Here is a 15,017-nt window from a genome sequence, read left to right as displayed (position 1 = left end):
GTTCCCGTGCCCCGGCCACCGCGGGGCACGGCCGTCACGACGTCCGGGAGGACACCTCCGAGGGCCCCGGGGCGTTCTCCGGGTGGTGGCAGGCCACCTTGTGCCCGTCCTTGAGCGAGACCAGCGGCGGTTCGGTCGTCGTGCAGGTCTCGGTCGCCTTCCAGCAGCGGGTGCGGAAGCGGCAGCCGGACGGCGGGTTGATCGGGGACGGTACGTCGCCCTTGAGCAGGATGCGGTCGCGCTCGGTGCGCCGCCGCGGGTCGGGTACGGGCACCGCCGACATCAGCGCCTTGGTGTAGGGGTGCATCGGCGCGGCGTACAGGGAGGCACGGTCGGCCAGTTCGACGATCTTGCCGAGGTACATCACCACGATCCGGTCCGAGACGTGCCGGATGACGGAGAGGTCGTGCGCAATGATCACGTACGTCAGGCCCAGCTCCTCCTGGAGGTCGTCCATGAGGTTGACGACCTGCGCCTGGATGGAGACGTCCAGCGCGGAGACCGGTTCGTCGGCGACGACCAGCTTCGGCTTGAGGGCGAGGGCGCGGGCGATGCCGATGCGTTGGCGCTGGCCGCCGGAGAACTCGTGCGGGTAGCGGTTGTAGTGCTCCGGGCTCAGGCCCACCAGTTCCAGCAGCCGCTGCACCTCCTTCTTGACGCCGCCCTCGGGTTCGACGCCCTGGAGGCGGAAGGGGGTGGAGACGATGCCGCCGATGGTGTGCCGCGGGTTCAGCGACCCGTACGGGTCCTGGAAGATCATCTGGACGTCGCGGCGCATCGGGCGGAGCCGCCCCGAGGAGAGGTGGGTGATGTCCGTCCCCTCGAACTCGACGGTGCCGCTGGTGGGTTCGTCGAGCCGGGTGATGAGCCGTCCCATGGTCGACTTGCCGCAGCCGGACTCGCCGACCACGCCCAGCGTCTCGCCCGGGTACACGTCGAAGTCGATGCCGTCGACCGCCTGGACGGCGCCGACCTGCCGCTTGAGCAGGCCCTTGGTGATCGGGAAGTGCCGCGTCAGCCCGCGCACCCGCAGCAGCGGGGTACGCACCTCGTCGGCGTCCTCCCGCTGCGCGGGCACGGCCTCGGCGACCTCCGCGGCCCCGGCGACCTCCGCAGGCTCGGCGACCTCCGCGGGCTCCCCGGCCCCGGCGACCTTCTCGGCCTCCACGACCTCAGCGGCCTTCTCGGCCTCCGGCGCCTTCTCAGCCTTACCGGCCTTCTTCTTCTCGTTCTCGTTCTCGCTCACAGCTTCGGCGCAATCTCTTCGGTCCAGATCCGCTTCCGCTCCGCCGGTGCCATGTGGCACGCGGAGAAATGGCCGGTCGTGGCCTCGGTGAGTTCGGGGCGGACCGTACGGGTGAGGTCGTCCTTGGGCACGTCCGCGTACGGGCAGCGCGGGTTGAAGGCGCACCCGGAGGGGACGTTGATCAGGCTGGGCGGCGAGCCCTTGACCGGGATCAGCCGGTCGGTGTGGTCCCGGTCGATGCGCGGCATGGAGCCGAGCAGACCCCAGGTGTAGGGGTGTTGCGGTGCCGAGAAGATCTTGTCGGCGGGGCCGCGTTCGATGCACCGTCCGCCGTACATGACCAGCAGGTCGTCCGCGAGTTCGGCGACCACGCCCAGGTCGTGGGTGATCACGATGACCGCGGAGCCGAACTCCTTCTGCAGATCGCGGATCAGGTCGAGGATCTGCGCCTGGACGGTGACGTCCAGCGCGGTCGTCGGCTCGTCCGCGATGAGCAGTTCGGGGTTGTTGACCAGCGCCATCGCGATCATCGCGCGCTGGCGCATACCGCCGGAGAACTGGTGCGGATGGTCGTCCACCCGCTTGTCCGGCTGCGGGATGCCGACCCGGTCCAGCATCTCGATCGCCCGCTTGCGCGCCGTCTTCCTGTCGACGTCGTGATGGACGCGGTACGCCTCCACGATCTGCTTGCCGACGGTGTAATAGGGGTGCAGTGCGGAGAGCGGGTCCTGGAAGATCATCGCCATCCGGCGGCCGCGCAGGCGGCGCACCTCGTCCGGGTCGGCGCCGATCAGCTCCTGGCCGTCCAGCCGGATCTCGCCGGACATCCGGACCTTGGCACGCTGCCGCCGCGACGCCCGGTGCAGGCCCATCACGGCGAGCGAGGTGACGGACTTGCCGGAACCGGACTCGCCGACGATGCCGAGGGTCTTGCCCTTCTCCAGCGTGAAGGAGAGGCCGTCGACGGACTTGACCAGGCCGTCGTCGGTCGGGAAGTGCACCTTCAGATCGCGGACGTCGAGGAACGCGGAACCGCCGGACGGCTCAGGGTTGCCGGTCGGGCCCGGGGCGCCGGATGCGGTGTCGTCGGAGTCGGTCACGAGAGCCTCACGCGCGGGTCGACGGCGGCGTACAGGACGTCCACCACCAGGTTGCACAGGACGATGAAGAACGCGGCGAGCAAGGTGACGCCGAGGATGTTGGGCAGGTCGTTGGCGGTGATCGCCTGGACGGCGAAGGCGCCCACGCCCTGGAGCGAGAAGACCTGTTCGGTGATGAGCGCACCGCCGAGCAGCAGCCCCAGGTCCATGCCGAACACCGTGATGAGCGGGGTGAGGGCGGCGCGCAGCCCGTGCCGGACGACGACGGTGCGCTCCCCCAGACCCTTGGCGCGCGCGGTCCTGATGTAGTCCTCACTCAGCGTCTCCAGCATGCCCGCCCTGGTCAGGCGGGCGTAGAGCGCCGAGTAGAGGAACGCCAGCGTCACCCAGGGCAGGACCAGCGTGCGGGCCCACAGGAGGGGGTTGTCGAAGAGCGGGACGTAATCGCTGCGTTCGAAGATCGGCCACTGGTAGGTGAAGAGCGCCAGCGCGATGGCTCCGGTGAAGAACATCGGCAGCGACACACCGGCCAGGGCGACTCCCATCGACAGCCGGTCGAAGAGCGATCCGGGGCGCAGCGCGGAGATGACGCCGGTGGTGATGCCGGAGACGAGCCAGACGACGGCCGCACCGAGGGCGAGCGACAGGGTGACCGGCAGGCGGGACTGGATCTCCGGCCAGACCTCGATATGGGTCTTGAAGGAGTAGCCGAAGCACGGGACGTGGCAGCGCGCCGCCTCGGGGCCGAACTTGTAGTCGACGCCGGTGAAGATGCCCTTGAGGAACTCCCAATACTGTTCGTACACGGGCTTGTCCAGGCCGAGGTTCCTCTTCACCGCCGCGATGTCGGCGGGCGTCGGCGACTTGCCGATGTACTGCTGGGCGAGCTGGTCGGTGGTCTGCCCGGCGATCTTCGGCAGCAGGAAGAAGATGCCGAAGGTGACCGCGCTGACGATCAGCAGCAGGATCACCGCGCTGATCACCCTGCGGATGAGGTACGAGAACACGGGGATGCGGCGTCGGTGCCCGCGGGGCCGAGGGGGCCGGCCGCGGGCGCCAATGCCTTCACCTGCCTTCCGGGACTTACTTCTTGACGCCGATGTTGAGGTAGTCGTACTGCCCGCTGTAGGCCGAGGTGGCCACCATGTTCGTGGCCTTCGGGGAGCGGTAGTTCAGGACCTTGAAGTAGGTGAGCGGGACCATCAGGGCCTGGCTCATCGCCTTCTTGTCGATCTCGGCGTACGCCTTCTCGCGCCCGGCCTTGTCGGGGTTGGCGACGGCGGAGTCGAGGAGCTTGTTGATCTCCGGGTCGTCCGTCTCGGAGAGGTTGACGTTGCCGGAGCTGGAGATGGCCTTGCCGTTGAGGATCTGCTGGAGGTAGCCGTAGCCGGTCGGGAAGTCGGCGCCCCACTGCATCATGATCAGGCCGACGTTGTTCTTCTTGTTGAACGTCGGGACGCCCGCATAGTCCGAGAAGTACTTGCTGCTCGGGTACTGCTGGATCTTGGCGGTGATGCCGAGCTTCTTCAGCGAGGAGATGACGGAGGTCGCCGCGTCCACCTCCTCCTGCCGGTCACTGCGGGCGAGGATGGTGGTGGAGACGTTCCCGGCGCCGCACTCGGCCCACTTCTTCTTCGCCTCGGTGAGGTCGAGGTTGTCGCCCGAGTACTTCTGCGGGTACAGGTCGAACTTCTCGTAGCCGGGGATGTCGGTCGGCAGGACGGTGGAGGCGATGTCGCCGCGGATCGGGCCGCCGAGAGAGGTCTGCACGGCCTTCTTGTCGACGGCGTACTCGACCGCCTGGCGGCAGGCGAGCTTGTCGAACGGCTTCACCTTGGTGTCGATCGACAGGTAGTTGAGCCGCTGGCCGAGGGCGTTGTCGGTGTTGCCCTTCTCCTTGGCGTCGGTCAGCAGCTGCGCCTGTGTCTGCGCGTCGACGCCCTTACCGGCCAGGTCGACGGTGGTGTTCCCGGCCAGCAGGTCCTTGTCGATGGTGGACTGCGCCACCTTCAGCTTCAGGACGATCTTGTCCGGCAGCTGCTTGCGCAGCGGGTCCGTCTTCGCCGACCAGTGCGGGTTGCGGACGAGGGTGAGCTGCTTGCCCTCCTGGTAGTCCTGGAACTTGTACGAACCGGAGGAGACCACGGACCTGGTGTAGTCGGCGCCCTTGTCCTTGGCCTGCGGGACCGGCGCGGTCTGCGGGGCGCTGACCAGCTGGTCGAACTCCGCGAGCGCCTTCTTGAGGTGGAAGACGATGGTGTGGTCGTCCGGCGTCTCGATCGACTTCAGACCGGACTTGCTCTTGTCCTTGTACGGGCCCTTGTAGCCGCCGCCGTCGTTGTCCTTGAGGAACTGCTGGAAGTAGTTGGGCCCCAGGGACAGCGTGTCGCGGGCGAAGTTGGAGCGCTCGACGGCGTACTTGACGTCCTGCGAGGTGACGTCGGTGCCGTCGTCGTACTTCACGCCCTTGCGGAGCTTGTACGTCCAGGTCTTGCCGCCGTCGGAGGACTTGCCCTTGGACTCGGCGAGGTCCGGGACGATCTCGTTGCCCTTGGGGCCGGGGCCCGGCTTGAAGGTCGTCAGGGAACGCGCGTAGAGGCGGCTGAAGTTGTACACGAACGCGTAGTAGGTGTTGCCCGGGTCGAAGGACTCGGGGGCGTCGCTCATCGCGTAGGTGACCGTGCCGCCCTTCGCGTCCGAGGCGTTGACGATTCCCTCGGTGGCGGCGTTCGCCTTGCCGGAGGCGGTGGATCCGGCCCCTCCGGTGCAGCCGGCCAGCAGGCCCGCGCTGGTGATGGCCGCTATCGCCGCGACCGGAACTGACCTTCGCATGATGGTGGCGCTCCCCTTCAATCGTCGAACACTTCGAGAAATGACTTCGGAAAACTTCGGAACGACTGGACGTGGTGCGGCGGGCGGGGGCCGGCTCAGCGGCCGCCGCGGGGGTCCAGTGCGTCCCGCAGACCGTCACCGAGCAGGTTGAACGCGAGCACGGTGACGAAGATGGCGAGACCGGGGACGAGCATGTACTGCGGGTCGACCTCGTAGTACTTGACCGCCTGGTTGAGCATGCCGCCCCAGGACGCCTGGGGCGGCTGGATGCCGACACCCAGGAAGCTCAGCGCCGCCTCGAAGAGGATGTTGGAGGGGATCAGCAGCGTCGAGTAGACGACGATCGGGCCGACGAGGTTGGGCAGCAGTTCGCGGAAGAGGATGAACGGGCCGCGCGCGCCCATGCCGCGCGCCGCGTCGACGAACTCCCGCTCCCGCAGTGACAGCGTCTGTGCCCGCACGATGCGGCCCATGTACGGCCAGTTGAAGAAGCCGATCACGAAGATCAGCACGGAGAGGTGGAGCGGCAGTCCGGTGAGGCCGAAAGCGCCCCCCTGGAGCGAGGCGGAAATCGCGATGGCGAACAGCAACAGCGGGAACGCCAGGAAGACATCCATCAGCCGGCTGATCACCGCGTCGACGCGCCCGCGGTAGAAACCGGCGATCACGCCCATGACCGTGCCGATCGCCACCGACAGCACAGTGGCGCCGAAGGCGACGATCAGCGAGACCCAGGAGCCCTCCAGCACCCGGGCGAGCAGATCGCGGCCGAACTTCGGGTCCACACCCAGCGGATGATCGCCGCTCATGCCGCCCAGGTCGCCCTTGGGAAGCGTGGTGTTGGGGTCGATCAGCGACTGGTTGGGGCTGTCGGGGTCGAGACCGAGCAGTGCCTGGAGCGGGCGGGAGAGCGCGGCAACGGCGATGAGCAGGATGACAACGATGGCACCGGCCACCGCGACCTTGTCGCGCCGGAAGCGCAGCAGCGCGATGCGGCCCAGCGAGCGGCCTTCGATCCGCTTGCCCTCCACGCCCTTCAGCACCGCTTCCGGCTGCGTCTGGGCAGCCGCGCCGGTGGTCTCGATCGGTGCGGTCACAGTGCCTTTGACCCCTCTCGGCCGACGGTGGCCGGCCTCACGCCCCGCCGCGCTCGCGGCCTGGTCCCCATCGCCGCCGCACGCCCTCGTACGGATGCACGGAACGTTCGCCACGCGAAACGTCGCGCGTTCACCTGGCAGGTGTCCGGATGGTGTTCGTACACAGGGCCGATGCCCTGCTGCCGGAGTCTTCATCCGATTCGCGATCACTCACCAGCCCCCAAGGTGAATGGATGCGCAACTGTGATGTGGTCCACAAGTCTCCGCTATGCGGACGGAATGGACGTCTGAGCGGAGAATTCCGTGGCGGGAAAACGCCCGTCAACTTACGGGCAAACAGGGCAATTGGGGGCGCCGTGCCCGAGGCGGCGCAACTCCGGGGCGGCCCGGTGGGCGCGCCGCCGGGTCAGTAGGGGCGCGGGTAGCCGTACCCGGGGGCGGGCGGCTGCACCGGGGTGCCATAGCCCTCACGATCGAAGAAGGGGCGCGCGCAGGCCCGCATCCACATGCCGACCGGGTCGTACTCGTCGTTCATCGCGACGGTCGAGACGGGCAGCCCGTCCGGGACCGCGCCGATCGACTGCTGGATCATCAACCGGGCGGCGTCCACGCCCTGTTGGCCCGCGTCGTAGAGGTCCAGGCCGAGGGCGAGGTACGGCGCGCCGAGGGCGGGCTGCACCCAGGCGCGGCGCAACGACCGTACGGCGGGCGTGCGGTGGGCGTTCTGTGCGAGGAGGGCGTAGAACTGCGGGAGGTCGATGACCGGTTCGGTGATGCGCAGCGGTCCGGCGGGCAGCCGGTCGAGGCCGCCGGCGATGCGGCGCAGATCCAGCCAGGGGATGCCGACGCCGCCGCCGGGGGCGTGCGGATTCAGCCACAGGCCCCACCGGTCGGGGAAGAGGGCGGCGGCGATCTCGACACCGGTGACCAACTCGTGGTCGCGGTTCCAGCCGGAGGCGGCCAACTCGGGTGCGGAGGTGACGCAGGGCGCGTAGCCCAGGCCGTCGACCTCCATGTTCCCGTACTGCGCGTCGGGCATCCCGGCGCGGCCGTGCCAGAGCAGCATCCAGACCTGACCGGCGGCGAGCGCGTGCAGCAGCGCTTCGTAGGCGTCGTAGCGGCCGGGCGTGACCTGCCCCAGCATCTGCTCGACCCGGCCTGCCGCCGCTCCCTGATGCGCACCCGCGCTCACGTGGTCCGTCCCTTCTCCGGCGGCCGTGTGGGGTACGTCCGCCCGTCGTCCGTCCAGCTTACGAGTGGTCCCGGGAGTAGAAGGGCCGTACGCGCGCACCCATCCAGTCGGCGACCGGATCGCCCTGGGCGACGTCCAGCAGCACCAACTGGACGGGCCAGGCCACCGGAACCGCGCCGAGCGCGCGCCCCAGGGCCGTGAGGGCCACCTCGCGGGTGGCGTCGTCGAAGGGGTCGGCGAGGGTGGCGTCGATCTCCACGCCGACGAAGAGCGCGGGCGTGTCGCCCTCCACACTTGCCAGGGCGCGACGGGCAGTTCGGACAATTCCAACGCCGGAGAACTCCAGCCCGGCGGCCGCGAGGAAGTCCACCGGCTCCTCCTGCCAGTCCGGCTCGAAGAGCCGCACCCGGCCGCCGAGGGGCGCAGGCATCCCGGGCACCGCCTCCCGGCACAGCTCGGCCACCGCGGGCGCGGGCAGCGTGGTGCCGACCGTGCCGCCGGGGTTGACGGCGATACCGAGCAGCGGCGGCAGCCCGCGGGCGAACTCCTGCGCCGGGGCGACGGTGAAGGCCATGTGCGTGCCGACGGTCCGCAGGAACTCCTGCTCGGAGCTGAACACCGGGACGTACGCCGCGTCGTCGATCTGGACGGTGGGCAGATCCAGGCCCCGGCCACCGGGGCCCGCGGCGTCCGGACCGCCGCCGTTGGGCAGCGGCACCCACACCCGGCTGCGGCCCAGCACCTCCACGATCCGGCCGCCCGCGCCGGGGTGGCCGACCGAGGCCCCGAGGACCTCTTCGAGTGCGTTGGCGGGCCACGCCAGTTGCGGTATTCCCTGCTCGATCCCCTGCTCGGGAAAGTTCATGTCCATCCATCCGCTTCCGTACCGCGCGCTCTGGCCGACGAGCCTAGACGAGTGGCGGCGGCGCCGCGTCCGCCGCCCGGGCCGCGGGCCCTCCCCCGTCGAAGCGGAGCACGCGCAGCCGGTCCGCCGCGGCCCGGTCCAGCAGGACGGCCGAGGCGAAACCCCGGGGCGGGCGGCCCGCCGCCGCGTCCCCGATCAGCCGCCGGGCGGCCGCGCGGTGCCGGGCAAAGGCGTAGCCGGACACCCCGCGCCCGCGCGAGCGCTGGCCGCACCGCGCCACCTCGGGCGGGACGTCGAGCAACAGCAGGTGGGGGCGGCGCCCGCCGCGCCACGCGGCGCGGGCGATCCAGCGGCGCACCCAGGCCTGTGTGCCGCAGTCGTGCACCACCGCGCCCCGGCCCGAGCGCAGCACCCGGCGCAGCCCGAGGTAGTGCGCCACCCGGACGAGTGGCCGGTAGAGGACGTACGGCACCCGGCGCAACCGGCCGCGCTCCCAGCGCGCGCGCACGTCCTGGGAGTCGACGCGGTGGACGGGCGCGCCCCCGTCGTCGGCCGCCGGTACGACGCGGTGCATCAGGGTGCTCTTGCCACTGCCGGGCAGCCCGGAGACGACGACCACGGCACCCGCGGGGAAGCGGAGTTCGGGCGGGAGCGTGGCGGTGGGGCGGGCGCGGAGGTCGGTGACGGCGGGGGTGGAGGGGGACGCGGCGGGGGCGCAGCCCGGGGCCGGGACGCCGCCCGATCCCGAAGTGCCGCCCGGAGCCGGGCCCGAGGTGCCGCCCGGAGCCGGGGCATCGCCGGAGCCCGGGCCGCCCGCCGAGCCCGGGGCATCGTCCGAGCCCGGGGCATCGTCCGACCTCCGCCCCGCCCGCGCCCCCCAAGGCGTGCGCGGGCCCCAAGGCGTGCGCGGGCCCGGCACCAGCCCGGACGGCGCGGCGCCCCCGCCCCCCGGTGTGGCCGTGCGCGCGGCTTCGCTCTGCACCGTGATCGCCCCTCCCCGTTCGGCGGGGCCGGGCGGCGGCCCGCCCCCATCCCCCGCACAGTGTCAAGGAAAGGTAATGCCCTTCACGGCATGGGGCGTTCCGGTGCCATGGCATCCGGGGCGCACGGGGCCACGCGAGCTGGGGCGGGGCCGGGCGGAGGCGCTCCGTCCGGTCCGTCCCGTGGGTTCCGGGCCGGGGCTCCTACGTGCGGCGTTCCCATGCAATGATGTCGGCGCCACGTGCACTCCTGTGTTCCGCCGTGCACGGTCAACTCCATACCGGCCGCTTGAATCCGCGCGGGAGAGTCCCCGGCCGCACGCCGGGGCGCCGAAGGAGCAAGTCCTCCCTTGAATCTCTCAGGCCCCTATACCGCGCGGGCGAGGCAGATCTGAAAAGCGAGCCGCGGCCCGGTCCGGGAGCGGCTCCACCCAAGGTGCAAACCGGCCCGTTCGCGGGATTCCGGTGAACCTCTCAGGTTCCGATGACAGATGGGGAGACATGTCCTCTCATCCTGTCCGGGAGCCCACTATGACCGATGCCCCCCGCCGCACCGCGCTCGACGCCGTCCACCGCGCGCTGGGCGCGACCATGACCGACTTCGCCGGCTGGGACATGCCTCTGCGCTACGCCAGCGAGCGTGACGAGCACGTCGCCGTCCGCACCCGCGCCGGTCTCTTCGACCTCTCCCACATGGGCGAGATCACCGTCACCGGCCCGCGCGCGGCCGACCTCCTCGACCATGCGCTGGTCGGCAACATCGGCTCCGTGAAGCCGGGCCGCGCCCGCTACACCATGATCTGCCAGGAGGACGGCGGCATCCTCGACGACCTGATCGTCTACCGCCTGGGCGAGCAGGAGTACCTGGTCGTCGCCAACGCCTCCAACGCGCAGACCGTCCTGGACGCGCTGACCGCCCGGGCCGGCGGCTTCGACGCCGCGATCCGCGACGACCGCAACGCCTACGCGCTCCTGGCCGTGCAGGGCCCGGAGTCCCCCGGCATCCTCAAGGCCGTCACCGACGCCGACCTGGACGGGCTGAAGTACTACGCCGGGCTGCCCGGCACGGTCGCCGGGGTGCCCGCGCTCATCGCCCGTACGGGATACACCGGCGAGGACGGCTTCGAGCTGTTCGTACGGCCGGAGGACGCGGCCGCGCTCTGGGAGGCGCTGCTGGCGGCGGGCAAGGACGTGGGTCTGGTGCCGTGCGGTCTGTCCTGCCGCGACACGCTGCGCCTGGAGGCGGGCATGCCGCTCTACGGCCATGAGCTGACGACGGCGACCACGCCGTTCGACGCGGGTCTGGGCCGGGTCGTGAAGTTCGAGAAGACGTCCAACGGCGGCGCCTTCGTCGGCCGCGCCGCGCTGGAGGCGGCCGCCGCGCGCGCCGAGGAGCAGCCGCCGCGCACGCTCGTCGGCCTGATCGCCGAGGGCCGCCGGGTGCCGCGGGCGGGCTACGCGGTGGTCGATGCCGCGGGCACCGTCATCGGCGAGGTGACCTCCGGGGCGCCGTCGCCCACCCTCGGCAAGCCGGTCGCGATGGCGTACGTCGACGCCGCGCACGCCGCCCCCGGCACCGAAGGCGTCAAGGTCGACATCCGTGGCAGCCACGAGCCGTACGAGGTCGTCGCGCTGCCCTTCTACAAGCGGGAGAAGTAGCCCCGTATCCGCATGCGGGCGACGTAGCCCGTAGCGGGACACCTCACCCCGGGTGGGGCCGCCGCGCCGGGCCGGTGCGGCCCGGCCGCCACCGGTGTGTCTCACTGTGCAAGACCCCTTTCACCACCACACCCTCGCGTACAGGAGAATCGACCCATGAGCAACCCCCAGCACCTGCGCTACAGCAAGGAGCACGAGTGGCTGTCGGACGCCGAGGGCGGCGTCTCGACGGTCGGCATCACCGAGCACGCGGCGAACGCGCTCGGCGATGTCGTCTACGTGGAGCTCCCGGCGGTCGGCACCACGATCACGGCAGGCGAGACCTGCGGTGAGCTGGAGTCGACCAAGTCGGTCAGCGATCTCTACGCGCCGGTCGACGGCGAGATCACCGAGGTCAACGAGGGTGTCACCGACGACCCCTCGCTGGTGAACACCGCCCCGTTCGAGGGCGGCTGGCTGTTCAAGGTGAAGGTCACCGCGGAGCCGGGCGACCTGCTCTCCGCGGACGCATACACCGCCTTCACCGCCGGCTGAGTCCGCCACTCGGCCGCCGCCCGTACCGGAAGCGCTCCGCGCCCCCCTGACCCTCCAGGAGAAGACCCATGTCGCTTCTCGACAGCTCCCTCCACGAGCTCGACCCCGACGTCGCCGCCGCCGTCGACGCCGAGCTGCACCGTCAGCAGTCCACCCTCGAAATGATCGCCTCGGAGAACTTCGCTCCGGTCGCCGTCATGGAGGCGCAGGGCTCGGTTCTCACCAACAAGTACGCCGAGGGCTACCCCGGCCGTCGTTACTACGGCGGCTGCGAGCACGTCGATGTGGTCGAGCGGATCGCCATCGACCGCATCAAGGAGCTCTTCGGCGCGGAGGCGGCCAACGTCCAGCCGCACTCCGGTGCGCAGGCCAACGCCGCCGCGATGTTCGCGCTGATCAAGCCGGGCGACACCATCCTGGGCCTGAACCTCGCCCACGGTGGTCACCTCACCCACGGCATGAAGATCAACTTCTCCGGCAAGCTCTACAACGTGGTGCCCTACCACGTCGACGAGAAGACCAGCCTGGTCGACATGGACGAGGTCGAGCGCCTCGCCCGTGAGCACCGCCCGAAGCTGATCGTCGCGGGCTGGTCCGCCTACCCGCGTCAGCTGGACTTCGCCGCCTTCCGCCGGATCGCGGACGAGGTCGGCGCGTACCTGATGGTGGACATGGCGCACTTCGCCGGTCTGGTCGCCACGGGCCTGCACCCCAACCCGGTGCCGTACGCCCACGTCGTCACCACCACCACCCACAAGACCCTGGGCGGTCCGCGCGGCGGCGTGATCCTCTCCACCCAGGAGCTGGCCAAGAAGATCAACTCCGCGGTCTTCCCGGGCCAGCAGGGCGGTCCGCTGGAGCACGTCATCGCGGCGAAGGCGGTCTCCTTCAAGATCGCGGCGTCCGCCGAGTTCAAGGAGCGCCAGCAGCGCACCCTGGACGGCGCCCGCATCCTGGCCGAGCGCCTGGTGCAGCCGGACGTCACCGAGGCGGGCGTCTCGGTCCTGTCCGGCGGCACGGACGTCCACCTCGTCCTGGTCGACCTGCGCAACAGCGAGCTGGACGGCCAGCAGGCCGAGGACCGCCTCCACGAGGTCGGCATCACGGTCAACCGCAACGCTGTCCCGAACGACCCGCGGCCCCCGATGGTCACCTCGGGTCTGCGGATCGGCACCCCGGCGCTGGCCACCCGCGGTTTCGACGCCGACGACTTCCGCGAGGTCGCCGACGTCATCGCCGAGGCGCTGAAGCCGGTCTACGACGCCGAGTCGCTGAAGGCGCGGGTCGCCGCCCTCACCGCGAAGCACCCGCTCTACCCCACTCTCTGAGAGGGGGCGCGCGGCGCACCGCCGCGCGCCGTTTCCTCCGGGCGCCGCACCGCCGGCGCCCGGAGGCGGTACGGGCCACGAGCCCGGGGCCCCGGTCCCGGGCTCGCCGTCTGCCTGCCCGAAGATGCAGAACGATCCGGCGCACAGGCCGTGAAACGGGTGCGGACGGCGGCCGCGTACGCCGGTCGGGCCCGTCCCTCGATCGTTCCGTACGACCCTCCGCGCGGGGAGTCCCGACCGCCCCGGCACCCGCCGTTCCCCGGGCCGACGGCCGCCCTTAGGACCGCGTCCGGCGACCCGCACCGTGTCCGGGTTACGCTCGTCAGCCGGCACCGATACGCCCCGAAACCCGCACCAACCTCCCCGATCCCCCTCCCCGCCCGCACCGCCCCTCACGAGCAGACAAGGGAGTCCGCCACCGTGGCCATCTCCGTCTTCGACCTCTTCTCCATCGGCATCGGCCCCTCCAGCTCCCACACGGTGGGCCCCATGCGCGCGGCCCGGATGTTCGCCGGCCGCCTCAAGAAGGACGGACTGCTCGCCCAGACCGTCTCGGTGCGCGCGGAACTGTTCGGCTCGCTCGGCGCCACCGGCCACGGCCACGGCACCCCCAAGGCCGTCCTGCTCGGCCTGGAGGGGCACTCCCCCCGCACCGTCGACGTGGAGAACGCCGACACCCGCGTCGCCGAGATCCGCGAGAGCGGGCGGCTGCGCCTGCTGGCGGCCGAGATAGGGGAGGCCCACGAGATCGCCTTCGACGAGGCGACCCAGCTGATCCTGCACCGCCGCCGCTCCCTGCCGTACCACGCCAACGGCATGACCCTCTTCGCGTACGACGAGCACGGCGCCCCGCTGCTGGAGAAGACGTACTACTCGGTCGGCGGCGGCTTCGTCGTCGACGAGGACGCGGCGGCCGAGGACCGGATCAAGCTCGACGACACCGTCCTGACGCACCCGTTCCGCACCGGCGACGAACTGCTGCGGCTGACGCAGGAGACCGGGCTGTCCATCTCCGCGCTGATGCTGGAGAACGAGAAGGCGTGGCGTACCGAGGAGGAGATCCGCGCGGGGCTGCTGGAGATCTGGCGCGTGATGCAGGCGTGCGTGACGCGCGGTATGACCCGTGAGGGCATCCTGCCGGGCGGGCTGAAGGTCCGCCGCCGGGCCGCCAACGCCGCCCGCGCGCTGCGCGCCGAGGGCGACCCGCAGGCGCACGCCATGGAGTGGATCACCCTCTACGCCATGGCCGTCAACGAGGAGAACGCGGCGGGCGGCCGGGTGGTGACCGCCCCCACCAACGGCGCGGCCGGGATCATCCCCGCCGTCCTGCACTACTACGTGAACTTCGTGCCCGGAGCCGACGAGGACGGCGTGGTCCGCTTCCTGCTCGCCGCCGGCGCGATCGGCATGCTCTTCAAGGAGAACGCCTCCATCTCGGGCGCGGAGGTCGGCTGCCAGGGCGAGGTCGGCTCGGCCTGCTCGATGGCGGCGGGCGGCCTCGCCGAGGTCCTGGGCGCCACCCCGGAGAAGGTGGAGAACGCCGCCGAGATCGGCATGGAGCACAACCTCGGCCTGACCTGCGACCCGATCGGCGGCCTGGTGCAGATCCCGTGCATCGAGCGGAACGGCATGGCGTCCGTCAAGGCCGTCACCGCGGCCCGGATGTCGCTGCGCGGCGACGGCCGCCACCATGTCTCCCTCGACAAGGTCATCAAGACGATGAAGGACACCGGCGCCGACATGTCGGTCAAGTACAAGGAGACCGCGCGGGGCGGTCTCGCGGTGAACATCATCGAGTGCTGAGGAAATGGGCCCTGACCAGCGCGTTCGTCTCCTTCAGCGCTGTCAGGGCCTTCCCTGCTTACTCGGCGGAAAGTCCCTCGGAAGTCCCCGGGACAGGGTGAAAGTCCCTGAAAAGTCCCTGGGATGCCCCAGTCGGCATTGCTCTTGGTCCTGCGCCTGGCCGGATCTGTCCTCGGGAGCCTGTCCGGGGGCGAGGTCCCCGGTATGCGCCTTCCCGCACCCGCGTTCCTGCCTTCCCGGACGCGGGTGCGGGAAGGCCATCGGCCGGTGAAGTGATCAGGCGGGTGCCCCGAGTGGCCGCATCGCTCAGGGGCGAGGATGCGAGGCAGAGCATCCGCGGTGACGATGAAGAGGCGAGGGCGACGGCGCGCCACGATCCGC

11 protein-coding genes, 1 pseudogene and 1 riboswitch are annotated in these 15,017 nt (G+C 70.9%); of the genes and pseudogenes, 4 read left to right on the top strand and 8 right to left on the bottom strand.

The annotated features are described in order from the left end of the window. Window positions 1–34: 34 nt before the first annotated feature. The 8 genes and pseudogenes from OG422_RS22295 to OG422_RS22260 all read right to left on the bottom strand — a co-directional run. Window positions 35–1,078 carry an ABC transporter ATP-binding protein gene (locus OG422_RS22295; RefSeq protein ID WP_405747949.1) on the bottom strand — a complete coding sequence of 348 codons (1,044 nt, stop codon included), beginning with the start codon at window positions 1,076–1,078 and terminating at the stop codon, window positions 35–37. A 164-nt stretch (window positions 1,079–1,242) separates the two neighbouring features. Continuing rightward, entirely contained in the window at window positions 1,243–2,346 is a 1,104-nt protein-coding gene (locus tag OG422_RS22290; RefSeq protein WP_143941572.1) for an ABC transporter ATP-binding protein, read from the bottom strand. Next, window positions 2,343–3,353, bottom strand: a complete 1,011-nt coding sequence (locus OG422_RS22285) for an ABC transporter permease (RefSeq protein ID WP_143941571.1) — start codon at window positions 3,351–3,353, stop codon at window positions 2,343–2,345. Before OG422_RS22285 ends, OG422_RS22290 begins: the two co-directional genes overlap by 4 nt. Window positions 3,354–3,429: 76 nt before the next feature. Beyond that, a complete protein-coding gene (locus OG422_RS22280) occupies window positions 3,430–5,178 on the bottom strand; it encodes an ABC transporter substrate-binding protein (protein WP_405744756.1) in 1,749 nt (582 codons plus the stop codon). 95 nt (window positions 5,179–5,273) lie between these two features. After that, window positions 5,274–6,275 (bottom strand): ABC transporter permease, encoded by a 1,002-nt coding sequence (locus OG422_RS22275; RefSeq protein WP_405744753.1) that lies wholly within the window; start codon window positions 6,273–6,275, stop codon window positions 5,274–5,276. A 406-nt stretch (window positions 6,276–6,681) separates the two neighbouring features. Then, window positions 6,682–7,467: an enhanced serine sensitivity protein SseB C-terminal domain-containing protein gene (locus OG422_RS22270; protein ID WP_405744750.1), complete on the bottom strand. Its 786-nt coding sequence runs from the start codon at window positions 7,465–7,467 to the stop codon at window positions 6,682–6,684. A gap of 58 nt (window positions 7,468–7,525) precedes the next feature. Further along, window positions 7,526–8,332 carry an enhanced serine sensitivity protein SseB gene (locus tag OG422_RS22265; RefSeq protein ID WP_143941568.1) on the bottom strand — a complete coding sequence of 269 codons (807 nt, stop codon included), beginning with the start codon at window positions 8,330–8,332 and terminating at the stop codon, window positions 7,526–7,528. Window positions 8,333–8,375: 43 nt separating this feature from the next. Further along, window positions 8,376–9,110 (bottom strand): annotated as a pseudogene (locus OG422_RS22260) (AAA family ATPase); the annotation flags it as partial. A 492-nt stretch (window positions 9,111–9,602) separates the two neighbouring features. Continuing rightward, window positions 9,603–9,697: riboswitch (glycine riboswitch) on the top strand. A gap of 146 nt (window positions 9,698–9,843) precedes the next feature. On the opposite strand from OG422_RS22260, the gene gcvT reads away from it, so the two are divergent. From gcvT to OG422_RS22240, 4 genes are all read left to right on the top strand, one after another. Continuing rightward, window positions 9,844–10,971, top strand: a complete 1,128-nt coding sequence (gcvT, locus tag OG422_RS22255) for a glycine cleavage system aminomethyltransferase GcvT (protein ID WP_405744746.1) — start codon at window positions 9,844–9,846, stop codon at window positions 10,969–10,971. A 156-nt stretch (window positions 10,972–11,127) separates the two neighbouring features. Beyond that, window positions 11,128–11,505 (top strand): glycine cleavage system protein GcvH, encoded by a 378-nt coding sequence (gene gcvH, locus OG422_RS22250; RefSeq protein ID WP_405744744.1) that lies wholly within the window; start codon window positions 11,128–11,130, stop codon window positions 11,503–11,505. A gap of 68 nt (window positions 11,506–11,573) precedes the next feature. Beyond that, the gene (gene glyA, locus OG422_RS22245) at window positions 11,574–12,833 is read left to right on the top strand and encodes a serine hydroxymethyltransferase (RefSeq protein ID WP_405744741.1); all 1,260 of its coding nucleotides are present in this window, start codon (window positions 11,574–11,576) and stop codon (window positions 12,831–12,833) included. A 420-nt stretch (window positions 12,834–13,253) separates the two neighbouring features. Beyond that, a complete protein-coding gene (locus OG422_RS22240; RefSeq protein ID WP_143942933.1) occupies window positions 13,254–14,636 on the top strand; it encodes an L-serine ammonia-lyase in 1,383 nt (460 codons plus the stop codon). Window positions 14,637–15,017 lie beyond the last annotated feature (381 nt).

Origin of the sequence: Streptomyces sp. NBC_01525, assembly GCF_045040405.1 — a bacterium.
GTDB classification, from domain to species: domain Bacteria; phylum Actinomycetota; class Actinomycetes; order Streptomycetales; family Streptomycetaceae; genus Streptomyces; species Streptomyces benahoarensis.
Note: the sequence above shows the minus strand (reverse complement) of the source record. Positions and strands in the feature narration are given on the sequence as shown.